Raw genomic sequence first — 20,304 nt, 5'->3', positions numbered from 1 at the left:
TGGAAACGTACGGTCGAGTTCTTCAACAAAGAACTTGCATAGTTGATAAATTAAAAAACCACGGATTCGCCGGAGACTCGCAGACTAAAACATCTGTGAAAATCCGTGCTCGTCCGTGGTTCTTTTTATTCAGATTTATTCAGATTGGCAGTAATTACTCGCGCACGCGTTCTTCAATCGTAATTTTGAACTCATCCGAATTGGCTTTCAATTCGGGAGCATACATCGCATAACTGAAGGTTGGCAGTGCGGAGAATGAGCCAGGGATTTCTGCCCGCAGGCGATACTTCATACTACTGGTTCCGCGTTGAAGGGCTCGTATGAAGAAGGCGACTTTCTCATCCCGGAATTCAGCATAGGCTCCGTTGCCGCCGTCGATATATCCGCTTCGGATATCGACTGGCTCCGTCCCGGCTGCTTTGAAGTCTTCGAGGATGACATATTCGTAATCGTTCTTGCTGTCGATGCCGAGTTCGATTTCGAGCAGATCGCCACTGACAACCTCATCGCCCGGCTGCAGTTCGATGCGGTCATACTCTTCCACCTTTTGGGAGACAACCTGGCCGCTTGAACCAGCGACGTTGGCTTTCGCATTCTTTTTAGGAACCAGTTTGTAAACGGAACGTCGAACTTTCAATTCCAGGCCGGTGGCTGCGATTGGATCTTCCAGTGTGAAGTTCGTGAGGTAGGCATTCCAGTAGAGAGGACCACGTCCCACCTTGCGGAATTCGACCGTGTGTTGACCGGTTGATAATGCTTCACCTTCGATGACAACCGTGCCATCGAAAGTGAGCAGGTTCTTGCCATCGATATGAATCTGCTTTTTGACCTGACCATCAACCAGGACTTCGAGATCCATGTCCGGTTGATCTTCTCCGGAAGCCTGCAGATACTCGGCCAGCGCTTCGATACACAAAGAGGTATCTCGCGTACTGTTCCAGTAGGTCGAATGTTTGCGGTTATTGAGCAGATACTTCACGAGCCGTGGAGCACGCACGCCGTTTGGTTCTACCCGGGAGAGGAGTTTCAGGTAATACGCGTTTGCTTCGACTTCATTTCCGTGCCAGTACCACCAGGAGTAGCCTGCGGGAAATTTTAGATAAGCGGTCTCGTTTTCGAGATCTTCAACGAAATACTGCTCAATATTTTTGAGGACCATGTCGAGACGATCCTGCACTTCAAGTTTGTGAAGTGTCAGCCCAAACATTGCCAGCGAGTACACCGAAAGGTCGGTACGATCTCGATACAGATAGTCCTGCATCTGCTGATTCTTGATCCCCGCATCAACAAGAATCATATACACCAACGCATCAAGATTATTCGCCTTCTTCCGATAAGGCTGCTCAGGCTTCTCGGCTTCACCTTTTTTGAGCAGACGAACCTGTTCGTTCTGATACTTTTCGAGCCACTTGATGCCCCGATCGAGCATGCCTTCGACCAGCACCATGCCGTTGGCTTCGGCGACCTGCAGACCGTGGACAACAGTCGCCGTCGTGTGGGGGTAAGCATGCTCGCCGTAACCGGAGAACCAGCCCCAGCCGCCGTCGGAAAGTTGCATGTCTGTCAGACGTTTGAGGCCGACTTTGACAATCTCCTTCATCTTGTCGGTATTATAAACGGGATTGGCATCAAAGCGTTTCCACTGAGCGGCTCGTTCGTCAGCCTCGCCAATTTCCTGAGCATTCAGATTCGTGACCTTCTGCTGAATCTCTTCGAGATTGACGCCCAGATCCTGCAAAATCTTTTGAGTGATGACCGCAGGCACAAACCGATTGAGCGTCTGTTCGGTGCAGCCGTAGGGGTAATCGAGTAGATAAGGCAGGGCATCGATCATCGCTCCGGCCAGTGTCGGTGAATAGCGGATTTCAAATCGCGTTTCATTCGGACGACGCTCGGCTGGTACATTGACGGTGAACTTGCCTGCGCCCTCGGCATTGCGGAGCACACCTGTGAACGATTCCGTTTTGAGCATGCCGTGCACATAAACGGGGAAGGTCATCTGCATGGCATCGGAGTCGGCATCGGTCAAGGCTTTCACCGTGATCACAGCAGAGCCTTCAGCAGTCGCTTTGACACGCCAGTCGACGCGTTGCTCTCCGCCGGCAGGAATGGTGATCGTTCGTGTCAATTCATCCATTCCCTCAAGGGTATTCCCTTCAAGCATCATCACCACCCGAGTGGACTTGGCTTCTTCGAGATAGTTATGCACATTCGCAGAAATGATGACTTCATCTTTTTCGACAAAGAACCGAGGAGCCTGCAAACGGACTAGCACATCCTTAGCCGTTACGACGGCCGCTTCGCCTTCACCAACACGGGTTCCCTCTCCCATCGACCAGGCTTTGAGTTTCCAGGCGGTCAGATTTTCCGGCATGTTGAACGTGACAGTTGCCCGTCCATTTTCATCGGGAGTGACATTCGCTGCCCAGTATGCGGTATCAGCAAACTCTTTGCGGATAGTTGGCTCAATGAAATTGGCTTCGCCACCGAGTCCATCGTTTCTGAAGCCGGAGCTATCCTTATCGGCTGCTGATTTCTCCATGGCCATGCCCGCCATCGGAGCAGCCATTGGTGCCGCCATTCCATCGGCCATCATATTCATTCGGCTCATTTTGGAACGTACCATTCCATAACTATCGTTTCGCTGCTCTTCAACAACACCCAGTTGAAAACTACTCAGTTCCGTATCAGCCACCAGATTTCCGAAGATTCCAATCGCCTGCATGCTCAGTTCATTCGGCTCGATAATATTCCCGAAATATCTCTGCAAAGAAGATCGATAACTCGCATTGTGAGAACGTCGGAACTTCCAGAAGAATTCACGGATTTCGGGAACATTACTTCCCCCGGAAATGTATTCGACACTGCGATCATAAACCGTCAGCACTGTCGATCCCTGTATCGGGTTCCCATCCATGTCGGTCAGGATGACATCCACCTTCGCTTCGCTGCCGGGTAGATATCGTTCTGATGAAGGTTCAACACTCACATTGATAATCCGTTTTTCCGGTGGAACGACAACATCTTTCAGCTGCTGATAGATATTCGCATCGCTGAGCGTCATCGCCTCAATGAAGAAGTTTGGCATGTCTTCGGATTTCACACCAATATCGACAACCGTGCTTTTGCCCTGCATGCGAATCGTTTGCGGTGGCAGGTAGACACCATTGGAAGGTCGCAGGAATAAGAGGACGGTCGAGTTTTCCTGATTCGTATTGATCATCAGCTTGACGGTTTCGCCCGGTTGATACGATTTCTTATCTGGCACGATTTCGAGATCATTAAATCGATAGTCGGCGAGATTGGAGCCTTCACCACGAACAACAAACACAATGCCCCCTTCTCGGGAATTGCCTTTGGTATCGGTCACGGTGCAGGAGAGTCGGAATTGACCGGGTTGAGTGGTTTTGAGCTTCTGCTCTATCATGCCTTCGGCATTCGTTTCGGTTTCCCATTTCTCGACTTCCGTTTCCTGAGGCTGACCTTTTTCGTCGTAACGAATTTGATATAGCTTGATAACCGCTGGCCCGATAATCGGTTTTTTATCGAGCGTTTGGGCTTTGATGCTGGCAGTCGCGGTGTCGCCCACATTGTAGTAACCACGATTCATCCAGGTGAAAACCTGAAACGGATCGCGAGCAACCAGCACAGAACCGGAGCCGACAATCGTGCGGCGGGATTCATCGACCACTTCGGCAGTGATCGAATAATTGTGATCGGTATCGCCGTGCAGTTCCTTGGCTAACTCGGTATCGATTTCGATTTCGATCGTGCCATCAGGCCCAATCGGAACTTCGTTTTCCATAATCACTTCCGGAGGATCAGCTTGATTGTGCCACCACCAGGGAGTCGGCGGCAGACAACCCCAGCGATTCCAGCCGGGATACCACGTGTAATTTTCGCCAAACCACCAGTAGCCATTCCCATACAACCAGTCGTAAGGTTCGACGGGGAACCAGCGGGAATCGTGGGAAATTCGTTCAACTTTATACTTCACAAACCCTTTGGTAACGGGAGCACCGAAGTAGTATTTCGCTTTAACGGTCGCTGTCACTTTTTCACCGAGTTGAATCGGCTCATCGGGAGCATCGACCGTCACTTCGTATTCCGGCTTTTTGTATTCTTCAACGCGGAAGGAATTTCCGCCGCCAACATTGCTGGTGTTATCCCTCGGAATGTTGATCGAATAACTTCCCAGTGTCGCATCATCCGGCAATTCGAGTTCATCATCGAACCCGCCATATTCGTCGGCTGTGTAGGTTTTCTCCAGAACCTTTTCGCCTCGCGGATTTACGATCTCAACTCGGAACGACTTGCCTGCGAATTTGCATTTGTCTGTGTTTTGATAGTCCGCCTGACGAATCCAGAATTTGAATTTGACGGCTTGTCCGGGGCGATAAACCGGACGATCGGTAATTGTATAAACTTTGTTTTGCTGATACTTTTCCCACTGCCGCCCCTGATGCCAGATGCGATCAAACCCGAGGTGAGCGACGCGTCCATCTCGCGACTTGGCTGTCAACAGCCAGTTCCTATTGTGATCCAGAAGTTTCCCACCAACAATCAGCTGACCATTGGCATCGCAGCGGTCGGCAAATTCGGAAACGACGATATTCGGTCGTTTATTCTGCCGAGATTCGACTTTATATCCAAAGAATTGTGTGGTCACATTGGCGATTGGTTCGCCCGTTTTTGTATCGGCGAAGTAGTACCACTGCTTGTTATCGAGTGGTTTCTGCACAATGCTCATGTCATCCAGCCAGACGACAATCCGGCTCGTATTCCCATCCTTCATCTTGGCAATCAGCAGATACGCGCCCGCATCTTTGAGCGGAGCTTTGAGAGAAATACGTCGATCGAGATGCTCTTCTCGCGGTTCGAGTTTTTCAGTCCATTTCGCAACCGACTTGCCTTTGTATCGCGTCTGATTTTGGACGACAATCTGGTGGCCAATGTCGCCCAGTTGAGCCTTATTCCAATCCCATTTCGCGGGTTGAGATTTCAAATAGGCTTTCACATCATTAATCAGTAACTCATGCTTGAGAGCGAACGCTTCCAGTTCGAGGAGTTCGCCATTGCGGAATTTGAAGGAGAGTTCAACCTGATCACCAGCCGGTTCGATGGATGTTCCTTCGAAGGTGCCCCAGGGATCGACAATTTGACTAAGTTGTTTCGCTCGGCTTTTGTTATCGTTGTCGCCATGCTTTTCGATGAGCGTTTTCAGGAATTCGGCTGCTCGTGGATACTGCATTCGGTTTTCAAAGATGCGGACGAGACTCTGCAAAGCCGATTCGTCGTAACCTGTTTTTGGATTCTCCACGATCTGCTTGAACAGCTCAATTGGATTGTATTCTTCGGGAAACTCAAAACGCTTCACACCGTTGGCCAGCCGGGCAATGGTTTCATTTTCATTCAGGCTGCGAACGCTGAACTTCCCCTTCGCGGCATCGGCTTCGTCATCATCCTGACTGCCGCGAAGTAGCGAGATATAGCCTCCGAGTGTCTGCACACCGAATTGACCAAATGCAAAATTGGCTCGAGTCCAGAGTACCTGGTTTTCCAAAGCCGGATTCGCTTTGACGGCTTGGTCGAGCAACCAGCGCCAGCGTTCCCCATCACTACTTGCGGTTTCCCAGGATTCAGGTACGGCATAGACAACAGGATTTCCCTCGGCATCAACGGGAGCGCCCTGAGTGCCGGAAACATGAGTACTCCCAAAATCGGTAGGATCAAAATAACGATTTGAGGGATTTACATTGGGCAATTCGGAAAGATCGGTTATCGCCTGCAGTTGCCAGCTCTGAGAATTGTTCTGTCGGGAGGACATGACATTCTGGGCGAACTTCAGATAAAACTCGCCTTGCTCTTTGGCAGTCCCGTTTTTCACGAGGGCCATTGCTTCCTGAAACAGTTGCAGCGACCGAACACGATCTTGTTCAAAGGCATTGACATATTCTGCCCCCTGAGAGCGACGACGATTCCCCCGCTGAAATTCGCCTTCAACAACGAATCCATAGTGAGGGATCCGTTGATAGGTTTCAGCGACATGGACTTTGACCTGCCAATTATCCGGATGAGTTTTCAAACAGGATTCCAATGCGAGATCAATCTCATCGATTCGCCCGAGTCGATTCAGACATTCGACGAAAGAATCCAGAGATTCATCGATCTGTTTTGGAGTCGCCTCTTTATTCATAAGCACCTTACGATAATTTTCCTGAGCATCGTTAAAGTTCCCCTCTTTCCTCAGTTTGTCGGCAGTGGATTTGAGATCATCTACCGACATCTCTGCTCCGTATAAGAAGAGTCCAAGAATGGAAACGCCCAAAAAGCCCAACAGAAATCCTGAAATACGCATCGCAACAATCCTTTTATTATCTGCAAGAGTACGACGGCCCGTGTCATACCTGATGTCAATCGGAATCATAACGCCTGAATTGCCCGAGTGGGAACTGAGAGAGCGTATTCGACAGAATAGTAGTAATGTCTGAACTCTCTCATCACTTGGACGTTATCCATGAGAGATTTGTTCCCGGAATTTCCGATCAATACCGCAGGCATTCGCATCATCAATAAAAAAGGAGCGTATTCGGTTTCCCCAAATACGCTCCTGAATATCAGAATCTGAATTCATGAGAACTCAGAAAGTTTCCAGTTAGGCTGCTTTCGCCTTGCTGGACTTATTGGATGGCACTTTGTCTTGAACCGCTTTGGCCAGACCAAGTTTTTTCATAGTCCAGATGACCGCATAGGTGATATCAATTTCCCAGGCACGGTGACCGTGTCGAGCCAGTCGCTGGTAGGCGTGGTGATTGTTGTGCCAGCCTTCGCCATAGCTGAGGAAGGCAACCCACCAGTTATTGCGGGACTGATCACGAGTTTTGTAATTCCGGTAACCCCAAACATGAGTGGCGGAGTTCACAAACCAGGTGCCGTGATACACCACAACCTGTCGCAGGCAGAAGCCCCATAGGAAGACAGAGAGACCTTGTCCGCCCACGACATATTCCCCAAACGCATAAATTGCCGCGCCGGAAGCAATCAGAATGATGGGATAAGTGTAGTGCAGGAACCGATGCATGGGGTCTTTCCACATGTCGGGAGCCCAGCGGGTGAGTAATTGCTGAACTTCTTCATTTGATTTCGCAGGCTGCAACCAGATGAAGTGCGCCCACCAGAAACCTTCGAGTGGAGAGTGGGGATCGCCTTCCTGATCGGAGAGGGCGTGGTGTTTGCGGTGTGTTGCGACCCAGAAAATCGGGCTGCCTTCTCCTGAGATAATTCCGCAGCAGGAGAAGAAGAATTCCAGGACACGTGGAACCTTAAAGCTGCCGTGAGTTAAAAGACGGTGATAGCCAAGCGTCACACCCAGACAAGCGGTTGCGAAGTGCAACACAAAGAAAGTGATGACACCCGCCCAACTGAAGTAGAAAAATGCAAAGATCGCCGCCACGTGCATCGCTGCCAACCACAGGGTTACACCCCAGTTGACACCATGCGGAAAGCGTTTTTTAAGTTGCTGCCATTTGGTTTTTGGTTGAGATTCGACAGGTTCCTCGTCAGCTTTGAGGAATTCTGCAGGAGGAACGATCGGTTCGTTCAGTGGGTCGCTATCCCTGTACTCCGTCGGATCGGTGGTGGTTGAACTCAATATCTGCTCCTTTATGAAACAACCAGAATTTACTGGTCGTCAGATTTCAATGGTTTTGGTGCCCTGTTCGGGCTGGGGATTCTGCAAGAAAGAGGTTACCGCCTGATCCTTAATAAACAGGGCGATTACATTCATCCTTTCTTGCGACTAACGTTCTGGCTCCGCACGGCTTTAATTGATACTGTTTAAATTCACACTGTGGGCAACCAGCTCTTTATCATGCCTGCGGCTTAGACAGGTCGTCCATTAATAGCGATCATCACAGTTAGAATGAACTTTCTCAGATGTCATACTCAAACAGCTGAGTTGAGTGAGGTTCGATTTCAAGAGAGTTTTCGAGGGAATGGTTACAGCTTCCAATAGGCTGATCAAGCATTGACTTCGGAGTATTGGCATTGCCGACACAGCCATCGAAACCGCCGTGACAAACCGAACTTCACAGTCCCGCTTTCTCAGCCCCCTAAGTAATTCAGTCAGAATTCTTGTGCCTCTGCACAAATAACGGCTCAAAAGCAATTGTCTCAAGCGTCTTGGCTACCAATTGTCTTTCCCGACAATTTTTGCATCACTGGAGACGAATGCCATGCATTTTAAGGTGTTCCATTAACAGCATCGTACCCAAAAGTGAAGATTTATCCAAACTCATTTCCTGACATAACGTTACAATGCGTCACAATGACGCATAAATCTTGATCAGACAATACAGATTTCGCCTGCGATTACTGTAAATATGCGAAGATCAGGCCTTCATTTCGATGAATACTCCTCCAGGTGGACCAATTCTCGATGATAGCAATTTCTGACATAAATGCCTTTCATAGTAGGAATTATGGATATTTCGTTTTCCACTGTTCCGGAATTGGGTTTCCACCAGTTTTGGGTACAATCAGGTATTTGTAGCTTTTGAGAATTGGTCAAATTGAGTGGAAAGAGATAGTGTTGTGGCGAGTCAAATCAATCAAGTCAATAATTACGATGCACTCCTGCTGGTCTCTTTTGGGGGACCGGAGGGGATGGACGATGTCATTCCTTTCCTCGAAAATGTCCTGCGGGGACGAAATGTGCCTCGTGAGCGGATGATGGAAGTTGCCCATCATTATGAGATGTTCGGAGGGGTCAGCCCGATCAATCAACAGATGCGGTATCTGCTGGATGCTCTCAAACCCGCGCTCAAAGAGGCAGGAATCGATTTGCCTGTCTACTGGGGAAATCGTAACTGGACACCTTATCTGACAGACGAAATCCAGCAGATGGCAGCGGATGGTGTCGAGTCTGCACTGGCTTTAATGGTCTCTGCCTACAGTTCCTATTCCGGCTGTCGGCAGTACCGGGAGAATGTCTACAAAGCTTGTGATCAGGTTGAATCCGGGGCTGCCCCTCATTTCGACAAATTACGTGTCTTTTACAATCATCCCCTGTTCATCAGTGCGAATCTGGACCGTCTCCAGTCTGCAATTGCGGCATTACCTGAGGATCAGCGAGAGAATGTCCGCATTGCCTACACAGCTCATAGCTTACCAATGAGCATGGCTCAATCGTGCGATTATGTTAAGCAATTGGAGGAGACCGCTCGTCTCATCTCAGAACAAGCCGGCCTGAGGGACGATCAGTGGGACCTTGTTTATCAGAGTCGCAGCGGACGACCACAGGATCCCTGGCTCGAACCCGATATTCTCGATCATCTTGAAACGCTCAAGAAGTCTGGCCACGAAGCCGTCGTGATCGCACCGATTGGATTTTTGTCCGATCACATGGAAGTCGTCTTCGATCTCGATGTCGAAGCCCGCGATTATTGTCAGGAACACAATCTTCATTTGAGCCGAGCCAAAACGGTTGGCATTCATCCCGATTTCATCGCTATGCTCGTCGAACTGATTCGCGAACGACTCGATCCCTCGGTGCCCAAACGAGCCATCGGCAAATATCCCCCCAATCACGATGTCTGCCCAGCCAACTGCTGCCCAGCCGCCATGCGGCCTGCTTCTGCTGTGAAATAACACCCAGTCATTTGTCAGGATCAGTTCTTACCAATACGTAAGAAGTGTATCCAATTCTTGCTGGATGACAGTCACACATTCTGATCGCGAATGACCCAGTCGATTGAAAATTGAGTTCTATTTGAATCAATTACAATCTTCACAACCCGATGATAGGTAGTAGGATACAAAAAGATTTCATTTTAGTGATGGTCAATTTGGCACAGACTTTGCATTTCCCAATATTCATTGTGGTTCAAAGTATCAACCAAGGAGACGATCATGATTGGCTATCATCATTTGTATTATAAATTGGGCGTAGCCCTGCTGGCGCAGGCGATAACCTTTTCATCAATCGGTGTTGTGACCATCAAAACATTGGATGGTCAGGAGCAAGTCACACTGGAAGATGCGGAGCAGGAATTTCAGGTGGCATCCGCGAGGTCACAAGGTCAACCCGAGAAGACTGAACCCGGACAACAGCCCGATTCGCTGGATGTCTTTATGACTCTTCTTCGTGAATCCGAAGATGCGATTCGCTCTATTGATAGCTACAAGGCGATCTTGGAGAAGCAGGTTCGTATCGATGGAGTGCTTCAGGATCCTGAAGAGATTGAATTGAAAGTTCGTCATAAACCCTACGCTGTATATATGCATTGGAAAGGTGACGGACAAGAGGCGCTTTATGTGGACGGCGAGCATGAAAATCATGTCCTGGCGAGAGCAAAAACTGGCCTGGCGGCCTTGAAGGGTGTCTGGAAGTTAGAACCGGACAGCAGTAAAGCGATGGAAGGTAATCGATACCCGATCACGGAAATTGGTGTCCAGAAATTAACGCAACGTGTTCGTGATTTTTTCGCGGAAGGTAAGCGGGCATGCGTTGTCTCTTGCACACATCAATTCGAGGATCTCGATGAAAATCCAACGATCATTGTGCAGATGTCATTTCCGACTCAGGAAGAATCGCAATACTCCACCTGTAAATATCTATTCGATGCGGAATCGAAATTGCTTTATGGCGTCGAATTGTGTGAGTGGGATTACAAGGGAGACCCAGCCGGGATCGCTGAGAAATATATCTATCACGAGATCAACTGTAGCGACTGTCCTGACGACGAAGAATTTGATTCAGAATACTCTGAGTATTCTCTGGCGATGGATGAAGGTTAATGACGATTTCCGTGAGCATAATATAAACAGGCGAGTGAATCTCCAATCGGGATCCACTCGCCTGTGTTTTGACATTCAAGTAGGCACGTCTGTTTCGTCAGGCGGTGCCTGATTTACTGGGGCACTACTTATTCAAGGATCGTCTGCTCTCGATCTGGTCCTACGGAAACAATCTCCACGGGCACGCCCACCATATCGGAAACCACTTTCACATATTCCATTGCTTCCGGCGGAAGGTCACTCATTGAGCGGACGCCGCAAATATCGGATTGCCAACCTTTGAGTGTGCGATAAATCGGCTTGGCTGCAGCCAGATCATCAATCTGGCTCGGGAATGTTTCTGTTCGCTTACCGTTAATTTCGTAGGCTTCGCAGATCTTCAGTTCTGGAAGTTTACTCAGCACATCGAGCAGCATAACTGCCAGACAATCGACGCCACTTACCTCGGCTCCATACTTGGTGGCAACAGCATCCAGCCAGCCACAACGACGCGGGCGGCCTGTTACGGTGCCGTATTCGTTGCCTTCATCGCGAATGTGCTGTCCGGTCTCATCCTTCAATTCGGTGGGACAGGGGCCACCACCAACTCGTGTGGTATAAGCTTTCACGATGCCGATCATCCGGCTGATATGTCGCTCCGGGACACCCGACCCCGAATGAATGCCCGCCCCAGAACTATTTGACGAGGTTACAAACGGGAATGTTCCGTGATCGATATCGAGCAGGCTACCTTGAGCACCTTCAAAGAGTAAGCGACGTCCTGCCTTAATTTGATGATGCAGATAAGCCGTGGTATCCGTAATGTGCTTTTCCAGTTTTTTACCGAGATCGACATACTGATCGATCAGTTCCTTGGCTTGGAAGGCAACGTGTTCAGGATCGAGAGCCGAGAGTAACTGATTTTTGAACGCGACAATCTCGGGCAATTTCTGCTTGAGGACATCGGGACGAATCAAATCACCGACGCGAATCGCATGTGTCCGACCGGCTTTTTCACGATAGCAATAGCCGATTCCCCGCATCGTTGTGCCGATCGCATCTTCCCCGCGGAGTTTTTCGTAGATGATTTCCTCAGCCATATGATAAGGGAAAATCACATGGGCACGATCGCTGATCAGTAGATCTTCGCCAATTTCCACACCTTGGGATTCCACTCCCGCAATTTCCTTCAGCAACGCTTCAGGATTAATGACAACCCCGTTCGCAATGACGGAGGTCACACCCGGACGCAGTACACCAGCGGGCAAGAGAGAGAGTTTAAATGTTTTGCCATCAAACTTGACGGTATGCCCGGCATTATTCCCGCCTAGATACCGCACGACTATTTCGTGCTGATCGGTTAAGAGATCAACAATTTTTCCCTTGGCTTCATCGCCCCACTGTAACCCAACCACAGCTGTTGCAGACACAAGAATCTTCCCGGTTTTGATATGAATTTCACGGCAAAATAAAAACGCCGGTCAGCATTCTGGAATGCCAAATCCGACGTCGCGAACTAACAGTCTAACCAGCCCATCCCTCAGACTCCAGCGTTTCCCCTGCGATAAATACAGAGCTTATGAAATCCGAATGTTAGAAAATTCACGAAATCGAATGAAAACAAGTGCATCAGAGCATTTCCCAATGAAATGCGCCTTCGAATGTGAGTCTTTTGCTCTGAAATGCTGTATTTGTTCAGGCGGAATGCAGAACACCAAATTTGGATCTGCTATCGAATAAAGACAAACATTACGGGTGTGTACACATGGCCACTGGTGGTGGCGGGTTATTGCAGCTGGCAGATGGGGCAAAAGAATGTTGAGCGTTGAGCCTGGACAATTCGCTGGATTTCTGAACTGTGGCATCGCGGGCAAAGAGTGTCCTTCTTCATATAGACGCGATGTTCATTTTGATAGCTGCCATCGCGATTGAGGGCGTTGCGATAGGTGCCATCAGAAAGAGTTGAGCCTTCATACTGAATCGCTTTCTTGAGAATGGACAACGTCGAATTACTCAGACGAGTGCATTCTGCAGATGATAATTGATTCGCTGATTTCTGTGGCGAGAGTTTCGCTCGAAATAAAATTTCGCTCGCATACAGATTTCCAATCCCGGCAACAAGTTTCTGATCGAGCATCGCAACTTTGAGTGGGCGTGAAGTTTTCTGAAGTTGATCTCTCCAGAGTTTGGGTGTCATCTCAAGGGCATCGGGACCGAGTTTCTTGGGGCCAAGCTGTTCGGAATACTCCTGTGCCGTGTACAGTCGAATGGTTCCCAGTCCCCGGCGATCCCAGAACCACAGGTCATGGGATTCGTTTTTTTGAGCAAGCGACCATTGAAATCGAAGATGGTCCTGCGTTGGAGCGTCTGACAGCAGCATCAATCCCGTCATACGGGGTTCAATGACAAACAGATCACCTGAGGAGAGGGTGAGTTTCACTCGCTTGGCTCGGCGGTCGACAGAATCGATTGTTGTTCCGATCACTCGCTTCCGGATATTGTTCAATCCGGGAATTATGGAAATCGGCTTACGAGAACATTTGGGAAGCGTGACTGCAGTAACTGTGCTCCCAACAACGGAGTCACGAATTCCCCGAACCATCGTCTCTACTTCTGGAAGTTCCGGCATAGTCGTGAAACTCGTTGAATAACTGTTAGAATCAGCATAACCGTCGAAAGAGGCTCATCTTCAATGAATTGCCTGAGCGGAGACTCATTCTAGCGGCTGTTCGGTTTCTTTCGAGTCCATCGATTCGGACTGCAGGAAACCGCCGGATTTTCCGGAAAGTGCTTGACGTTGCCCGACTTGTGGACGATCCTATGTGATACCGGTTACCGGTTTAACTCCTGAGCTTACATTCCGACTGAACTATGTTACTGTTTACGGTTGCTTCACGCGCCCGAAGAGGTCTCACATTATGAGCCAAGTCACGTTACCCAAAGTTAACCGCCGTGCGATCTGGATCGCGGCCTGTCTTTGTCTGTTTACCTTTTCCACAAGCGTCTCTCAGGCGGCTACTCCGTCTGAACAGATCGCCGCTCATCTGGAAGCAGGCGAGTTTCAGCCAGCCGTCGAGTTGGCGGCAACTGTGCAAGATGCCGACCTGAAAAGCGAACTGCTTTCTCAGATCGCCATGGCACAAACTGCCGATCAGCAATTTGAAGCCTCACGAGCAACTCTCAATCGTATGCCCTTGAATGCCGATCGAGCCAATGCAACCGCTGCTCAGGCTCGTCAGCAATCTCTCCAAGGTGGTGGAGCCGACTTTGAATCGCTGATCTCTCTGATCGAAACTGTTGTTTCACCACTCACATGGGAAGCAGTCGGCGGTTTGGGAACAATTAACGACTTCGACACCGGCGGCGGAATTTACGTCGATGCCAACGGCATGGTCGCAAAAATGACCACCACCGAACAGAACAATCGTCTGAAAGAACTGGCTCTCGAAGCTCGTCAGGCAAGCTTGAATAATGATATGGCTGCTCCAAGCAACCTGCGAATGGTTTCTTTGACTCGACTCGAAAAAGCAGTTCAGGACCGTATTGCCCAGGGACTGCCCGTAGCCGATTCCATGCAGAATCTGGCTGGGATTTACCATGTTCAACACATCTTTGTTTATCCTGAACAAGGTGAAATCGTCATTGCAGGTCCAGCAGCTGGCTGGGAATACACTGAAAGCGGATACACCGTCAGCTCACAGTCTGGCGTCCCAACTCTGCAACTTGATGATCTGGTCACGTTGCTGCGAACATTCGGTCCAGAAGGCGAACGCATCTTCGGCTGCTCAATCGATCCTCGTCCTGAAGGTTTGAAAGATCTCAAAGACTATGTGGCCAAGTCACAAGCAGGTGGAGCGATTTCTTCGCGAGCTGTCCGCAGCTGGACGAATCAGCTTCAACGCAAACTCGGCGAGCAGGATGTGACCATTTACGGAGTCCCTGTCAGCTCACGAGTTGCCCGGGTGATTGTCGAAGCCGACTTCCGGATGAAACTGATTGGAATTGGCAAGCTCGAAGGTGGCTCAAATGTTCCTGACTATTTCGAACTGATGACCGCTGCTCAAGCTGCAGACATGTCTAGCCTGGATGCCCTCCGCTGGTGGTTGTCACTCAAATGTGAATCGATCCTCATGAGCAACGATTCCGATGCTTTCGAATTGCGAGAGTCTTCAGTTCTGTGCCAGTCTGAAAATCAGTTCATCAACAAAGATGGAGAACGGGTTGCGACGGGAACTGCAGAGGCCAACAATCAGCAGTTCGCTAACAACTTCACGAATCACTATTCCGATCTGTCTCGCGACGATCTCGTGTTTGCCGATCTGCAAAATGTCTTTGATCTGGCTTTGATTTCCGCTCTGATCAATCAGCAGCAGTTGACTCATCAGGTCAACTGGGACATGGGCAGCTTTGCGGCTCACGGCGATTATCAGCCTGCCACTTACGAAGCTCCTCAGACTGTCGATTCCGTCGTGAATCACAAAGTCTTCAATGGCAAAAACATTGTCGTCCAGGTTGCCGGTGGTGTGCAGGTCGACGTCTCTGCCGCTTTATCCAAACTGACCGCGACTGATCGACTGGAAAACGCAGCCGAGCAGGCTCAGGCCGGAAACCTGCCAGCTGGCCGCTGGTGGTGGGATGCGAAAAACGCTCAGTAATCACTACTGAATACATCGATAAAAAGAGCCGGACGCGTTTGCATCCGGCTCTTTTTTTGTGGATTCAAATTTGTAGGACAGGCTTCCAGCCAGTCTTGAATCTATGGTCATCAACTATTTCCATCGAATAATACATCCGCTTAAATATTCGGTAAGCAATTGTCTAGAGCCTATTCAAAAATTACCTGCAGCGTTCAGCAGGAGCAAACTCAGTGTTTTACGGTTATTTGGAGTCCAAGCGACTGCAGAAACCATTTGAAAATGGTCTATTTTAATCGGATGCCGTCTCCTCGCTGACGCTTCGAGTTATGATCCATTGCCAAAATTCAATCGCTTCAGGAATTGTACGAATCAATCTGACAGAAAAGTTTTGAACTTTATTTCAAGTTTAATTCAAAGAGTCATCTGCCCCAAGAGTCGCAGTTTGAGTTAGATTCGCCGCCCAGCGTTTGAGGGATTGCAATTGAGAAATCACTTTCCCCGTACCACGAGCCAGCGTACTCATACTGAGCATTCCGGAACCGATGGCGACACGATCCGGCCATAACTTTTCCAGATAGGATCCCGCACTCGAACAACTGTCGATGCGATCATAAGGCAGTTTCCGAGTAATGATATGGTCGACCAGAGCGACTTCGTGGAGGATGCCGGGACTGCATTTTTCAAATTGATCATTCCAGGCAATTTTGAAGGCAAAGAGTTCTCTGCCGGAACGAAAATTTAAAGCCGTGGCGACGACATCTTCCCCGGTCAGCAGTTGACTGATCACCAGATAATCCGATTTCTTCGCCTGCTGAATGAGTTGACGGATGAATTTCAGATCATTTTGACTGGATTGCAAAGCCGTACCAAGATTTCCCTTCCAACTTGCTTCCTCCAGTCGTAGGAAATGATTGAGAGCAGCTTCAAATTCAGTTCGTTTTTCGACGAGCCGAAATTGAATTGGTCCGTATTTACTCAATCGATTCTGATTCTTGCGAATCGATTTGCGTCGCGAAGATGACCAGAGAGCCGATAAACCTTCTTCTGGCAGCAATTGCAAATCGACCGCTGGTGATTCCGATTCCGGCAGCAAACGAAACGAGCCCCCGTGTTCAGCCGTGTAATCTCGTAGTTCCCGTGCCCATTGGGATTTCAGTCTCAAATTTCGAAATTCGATTCCCAGTAGCTCATCCTGGTTTTGAGTCAGGAAGTTGGTTAATAGTTGGTAGAACTCTGTTCGAGAATTTTCTGCGACCAGCAAACCACTACGAAAAGAATGAGGGCAATGGATAGAAATCCAGTGTGGCAGAGGAAGGGCCTTGGTCGCTTTGACCTGATCAAAAACGCCCAGGCCAATCAGTCGATTCTGTCTTTGATTTCTACAAGCCAGAATGATTGGTTGGTTATGAGCTGGCCTGACATCTGCCATTGAAAGTACGAATTCAGGAGAGAGAAATGCATTCCCACTCAGGCTTTCCTGTTCAAGTTGCTTCCATTCTCTCTGGAAATCGGTTGAGCACAGATCGGGAGTTAATGTGAATAACTTTGTGTCCTGATTGGATTTGTAACGGAATGTCATCGTGCGTGGTTCTGATTTAGACCATTTTCAAATGGTATCTGCAGTCGCTTGGACCTCAAATGCACTGAAAACGCTGTGTTTACTCCTGCCGGACGCGGCAGGTAATTTTTGAATAGGCTCTAGAAGTGGATTCAGCATCGATAGAAGAATTCGTTATCAAGATAACACTATTATTACCTACTTCGAGATAGAGTTCCGTCAATTAAAAATAGATGGGTTCACTGGAAATGAACAGGGGAAACGAACAGATGAACCAATAAAAAAGGGGAAGCGATTTTAACGCTTCCCCTGATTGCAGGAATTAACTGCATTATGACACATGGATTATGTTCCGGCGACAACTTTGCAGAAGGCTTTGAAGGTGACCGGTTCATCGCGGCCATCAATTGTCAGCGTGAATTCTTCGACAATTGTGCCCGTTCCATTCGGAGTTAGGATGCTGATCGGAAGCACGTGAACGATTTTTTCGTCTTCAGGCAACTGGACTTTGAAGGCATTCAGATCGGAATCGCATTCCACTTTGCCGATTCGGAATGGTTTCTTGCCGCGAACAACAACATTGACAGTTTTCTGCTCGCCTGGTTTGAGCATTCCCATGGAAACCATGCCTGGATTGACAACAATATCTGAAGCGATATCGCCTTCGACCAGCATGGGAACTTTAGGATTGGAGCCATCGTCGGTAATTAGATTGACAAGACCACGGAAAGGTCCGACAGGAGCATTGTCAGCCAGAATCATCTTCAACTTGTAATTGGCTCCGGTGGCCGTCCGCGAAACTTCCTGCAATTCTGCAGTCAGATAGGCTGGAAGATTTTCAACATCTCGAATGTGCCAGTCAGCTCGTCCTGCATAAGAGATATCGATTATGCGTTCTGCAGCCATGCCTTTGTCGACAGTTCCGAAGTTAACCGAACCCGGTTCCAGAACGACATCGGTACGGATATAGGCGGAAATTGGGATGCGAACTTCTGCCCGTTGAGGAGCATCAATCGTGATGATGATTGAAGAATCCTTCTGACGAGTGAATTTCTTGGTATCCATCACCACTTCAATATAAGCAGATTCCAGAGACTGTAGCGTATTCTGGGAAGGCTTGGCCGCTGTGCAGCCACAGGAGGTTTTCACGTCGGCAATATGCACAGCTTCCTGATAGACGTTGGTAATTTTGATGCGATGCTGAACATCGCTTCCGCGTGCGACCACACCGAAATCGTGCGAGGATTCCTCGAACATTTTCAGTGCCCATTCGGTACTTTGTCCGAAGGCGGTCATTTGTGAACAGGTTACTAGGACGGCCAGGGCAGCCGCAAATTTCAAAGGATGCTTCGTCATCGGTTTCCTCACTCTGTGAATCACTCCATTCCACGAAACCGCTTGAGGCGATCAATCGCGGGAGTCCAATAGACTCGTAAAAATCAGATTCATCTCCCATGGATGATGAAGAGGAGAAGCGGACGGCTCAATCGGCGACATTTCTTCTCGAAATGCACAGAATACCAGCCTCAATTAAGATCCCTCCCACACACAGGATATTTCGATGTCGAAAATCCGTCAAACTGAATTTCCAGACAGGGAACGAAATTGATTGCTTTCCTCAGTTCAAATCTACCCCTTAAACATGAGTCCGCCAAATTGATTCCGACAATTATCAGGCAAGTAATTACCTATCTCTCCATAAATACTCCGTATTTTCTCTAAGTCACCACCAAATTAACCCCGTGAGCCCGACTTTAAGGAATCTGAAGAAAGTTATTAAAGAAATTTGTTGCAGATCAAAACAGGTAAATGACGCAAAACAGGCAGGGCACAAATGATGTGCCCTGCCTGTAAATTGTCGACTTGAGATTCAACTCCTGCTGCTCAGCTATTTCACGGAAACGATTTTGCCCGTTTCAATACTCTTCTGCTCGGCATGACAAAGTTTCAAGCCATTGACGGCATGCACAATAGAGAGATCGGGAGAGACCTCGCCAGTCTTGAGAGCCTGAGCAGCCGCTTTCATTTCCTCAGCGAAGGCACTGTACCACTCGCTGCCTCCTTTGAGGGTTGGTGTCTGGATGCGACCCGTTTTAGTGAGGACCGTCAAAGGTCGATTCACCACCCATTCCTTGCCATAGGTCCCGGCATCGAATTCAATCGTTGCCTCATCGAAAAACGCCTGAAAACCATGGGCAAACTCGAGTCCACTGGCGGCAATCGCTCCACTGACACAAGTAATGGCGGGCCCTTTGTCGTACACGTAGTTTGTCTGCGTATGATTCACATAGCCCGCTTCCAGCTTGCCGATGGAGAAAACCTTATCAGGCATGCCACAGGTGGCGGAGATAAAATGATTGTCGTGGATGTGCAAATCGATCCCGAATCCGCCGAGTGAGGCGAGATCGTCCGGCAGATTCAACCATTTGGGTGGACTGATAATACGGCGAATATTCAGCGCCTGCAGTTCTCCATATTTCTTCTGTCGCAGGCATTCCGCAAGAAAACGAAATTCGGGAAAGAAGGGGAGCACATGAGCGACCATCAAATGCTTCCCGGCTTTCTCAGCCGCCTTACTCATTCTCTGAGCGGCTGCCACTTCCACCGTAACAGGCTTTTCGACCAGCACATGCTTGCCGGCATTCAGAGCTTCAATGGCGACTTTTTCGTGCTGGGGAATCGGGAGGCAGATATCGACCAGATCAATTTCAGGGTCTTTTAGTAACTCCTGATAATCGGAGTAGATTTTGACATCACTCAAATCGACGTCTTTGCTGCCCCGGGGGCCGAAGTTGCCTTGGATTGAGGACCAGTTTCCCTTTTGCTTCTTGGGGTCTCTGGTTGATATGGCATGCACTTTCGCCGCTTTAACTGAATTGGCGGCTTCGAAATGAGTCATCCCCATAAAACCAAGCCCAATGATCCCAATATTCATATCGCTCCTTTATCGCCTGCAATGTGTCGTCATTCTAAGTTGAAATTCAGCTCTTCATATTTTGCACATCCTTCCCCGGAATTACTACCAAGCGGCGGAAACTGTGAAGAGAACATCATGAATTCCCGGAAGCTGCAAGCCATAGAGTGGATGACCTGCTGAGTGAAAGCCGAAGTCGGAAGGCGTAAAGCCGCAGGTTAATCTTAACCCGAAGCGTCAGCGAGGGGACGGAGTTCTAATTGCAATTCAGGTATTCATGGTTCAAGAGTGTCTTCAATCGCATTTTGAAAAACGTATTGTGAGAAGCATTTGGCATCAATCAGCAAGTCTTGCCTGCCCCTCGCTGACGCGTCGGGTTAAGATGACAAAAAAACGGGCGAGTCTTTTTCAGACTCGCC

The 20,304-nt window shown here is 48.9% G+C and carries 10 protein-coding genes; 3 read left to right on the top strand and 7 right to left on the bottom strand.

The annotated features are described in order from the left end of the window. Positions 1 to 154 precede the first annotated feature (154 nt). The gene (locus Pan54_RS19385; RefSeq protein WP_146505054.1) at positions 155 to 6,358 is read right to left on the bottom strand and encodes an alpha-2-macroglobulin family protein; all 6,204 of its coding nucleotides are present in this window, start codon (positions 6,356 to 6,358) and stop codon (positions 155 to 157) included. A 297-nt stretch (positions 6,359 to 6,655) separates the two neighbouring features. Then, the gene (locus Pan54_RS19380) at positions 6,656 to 7,651 is read right to left on the bottom strand and encodes an acyl-CoA desaturase (protein WP_146505053.1); all 996 of its coding nucleotides are present in this window, start codon (positions 7,649 to 7,651) and stop codon (positions 6,656 to 6,658) included. A gap of 953 nt (positions 7,652 to 8,604) precedes the next feature. Between Pan54_RS19380 and Pan54_RS19375 the strand changes: the two genes are divergently transcribed. Both Pan54_RS19375 and Pan54_RS19370 read left to right on the top strand, forming a co-directional pair. After that, positions 8,605 to 9,648: a ferrochelatase gene (locus Pan54_RS19375; protein WP_146506500.1), complete on the top strand. Its 1,044-nt coding sequence runs from the start codon at positions 8,605 to 8,607 to the stop codon at positions 9,646 to 9,648. Between the two features lie 261 nt (positions 9,649 to 9,909). Further along, positions 9,910 to 10,797 (top strand): DUF1571 domain-containing protein, encoded by an 888-nt coding sequence (locus tag Pan54_RS19370; RefSeq protein WP_146505052.1) that lies wholly within the window; start codon positions 9,910 to 9,912, stop codon positions 10,795 to 10,797. Between the two features lie 128 nt (positions 10,798 to 10,925). Here Pan54_RS19370 and Pan54_RS19365 read toward each other — a convergent pair whose 3' ends face one another. Then, complete coding sequence (locus Pan54_RS19365) at positions 10,926 to 12,206, bottom strand: adenylosuccinate synthase (protein WP_146505051.1); 1,281 nt, start codon at positions 12,204 to 12,206, stop codon at positions 10,926 to 10,928. Positions 12,207 to 12,562: 356 nt separating this feature from the next. Then, positions 12,563 to 13,405 (bottom strand): DNA-formamidopyrimidine glycosylase, encoded by an 843-nt coding sequence (gene mutM / locus Pan54_RS19360; protein ID WP_146505050.1) that lies wholly within the window; start codon positions 13,403 to 13,405, stop codon positions 12,563 to 12,565. Between the two features lie 289 nt (positions 13,406 to 13,694). Between mutM and Pan54_RS19355 the strand changes: the two genes are divergently transcribed. Then, entirely contained in the window at positions 13,695 to 15,431 is a 1,737-nt protein-coding gene (locus tag Pan54_RS19355; RefSeq protein ID WP_146505049.1) for a DUF1598 domain-containing protein, read from the top strand. A 388-nt stretch (positions 15,432 to 15,819) separates the two neighbouring features. Here the strand turns inward: Pan54_RS19355 and Pan54_RS19350 are convergent, their stop codons facing one another. The 3 genes from Pan54_RS19350 to Pan54_RS19340 form a co-directional block, all read right to left on the bottom strand. Beyond that, the gene (locus tag Pan54_RS19350; RefSeq protein ID WP_146505048.1) at positions 15,820 to 16,992 is read right to left on the bottom strand and encodes a GNAT family N-acetyltransferase; all 1,173 of its coding nucleotides are present in this window, start codon (positions 16,990 to 16,992) and stop codon (positions 15,820 to 15,822) included. A 324-nt stretch (positions 16,993 to 17,316) separates the two neighbouring features. After that, entirely contained in the window at positions 17,317 to 18,327 is a 1,011-nt protein-coding gene (locus Pan54_RS19345) for a DUF1573 domain-containing protein (protein ID WP_242631371.1), read from the bottom strand. Positions 18,328 to 18,859: 532 nt separating this feature from the next. Next, positions 18,860 to 19,906 carry a Gfo/Idh/MocA family protein gene (locus Pan54_RS19340; RefSeq protein ID WP_146505047.1) on the bottom strand — a complete coding sequence of 349 codons (1,047 nt, stop codon included), beginning with the start codon at positions 19,904 to 19,906 and terminating at the stop codon, positions 18,860 to 18,862. Positions 19,907 to 20,304 lie beyond the last annotated feature (398 nt).

It is taken from the genome of Rubinisphaera italica, assembly GCF_007859715.1.
GTDB classification, from domain to species: domain Bacteria; phylum Planctomycetota; class Planctomycetia; order Planctomycetales; family Planctomycetaceae; genus Rubinisphaera; species Rubinisphaera italica.
Note: the sequence above shows the minus strand (reverse complement) of the source record. Positions and strands in the feature narration are given on the sequence as shown.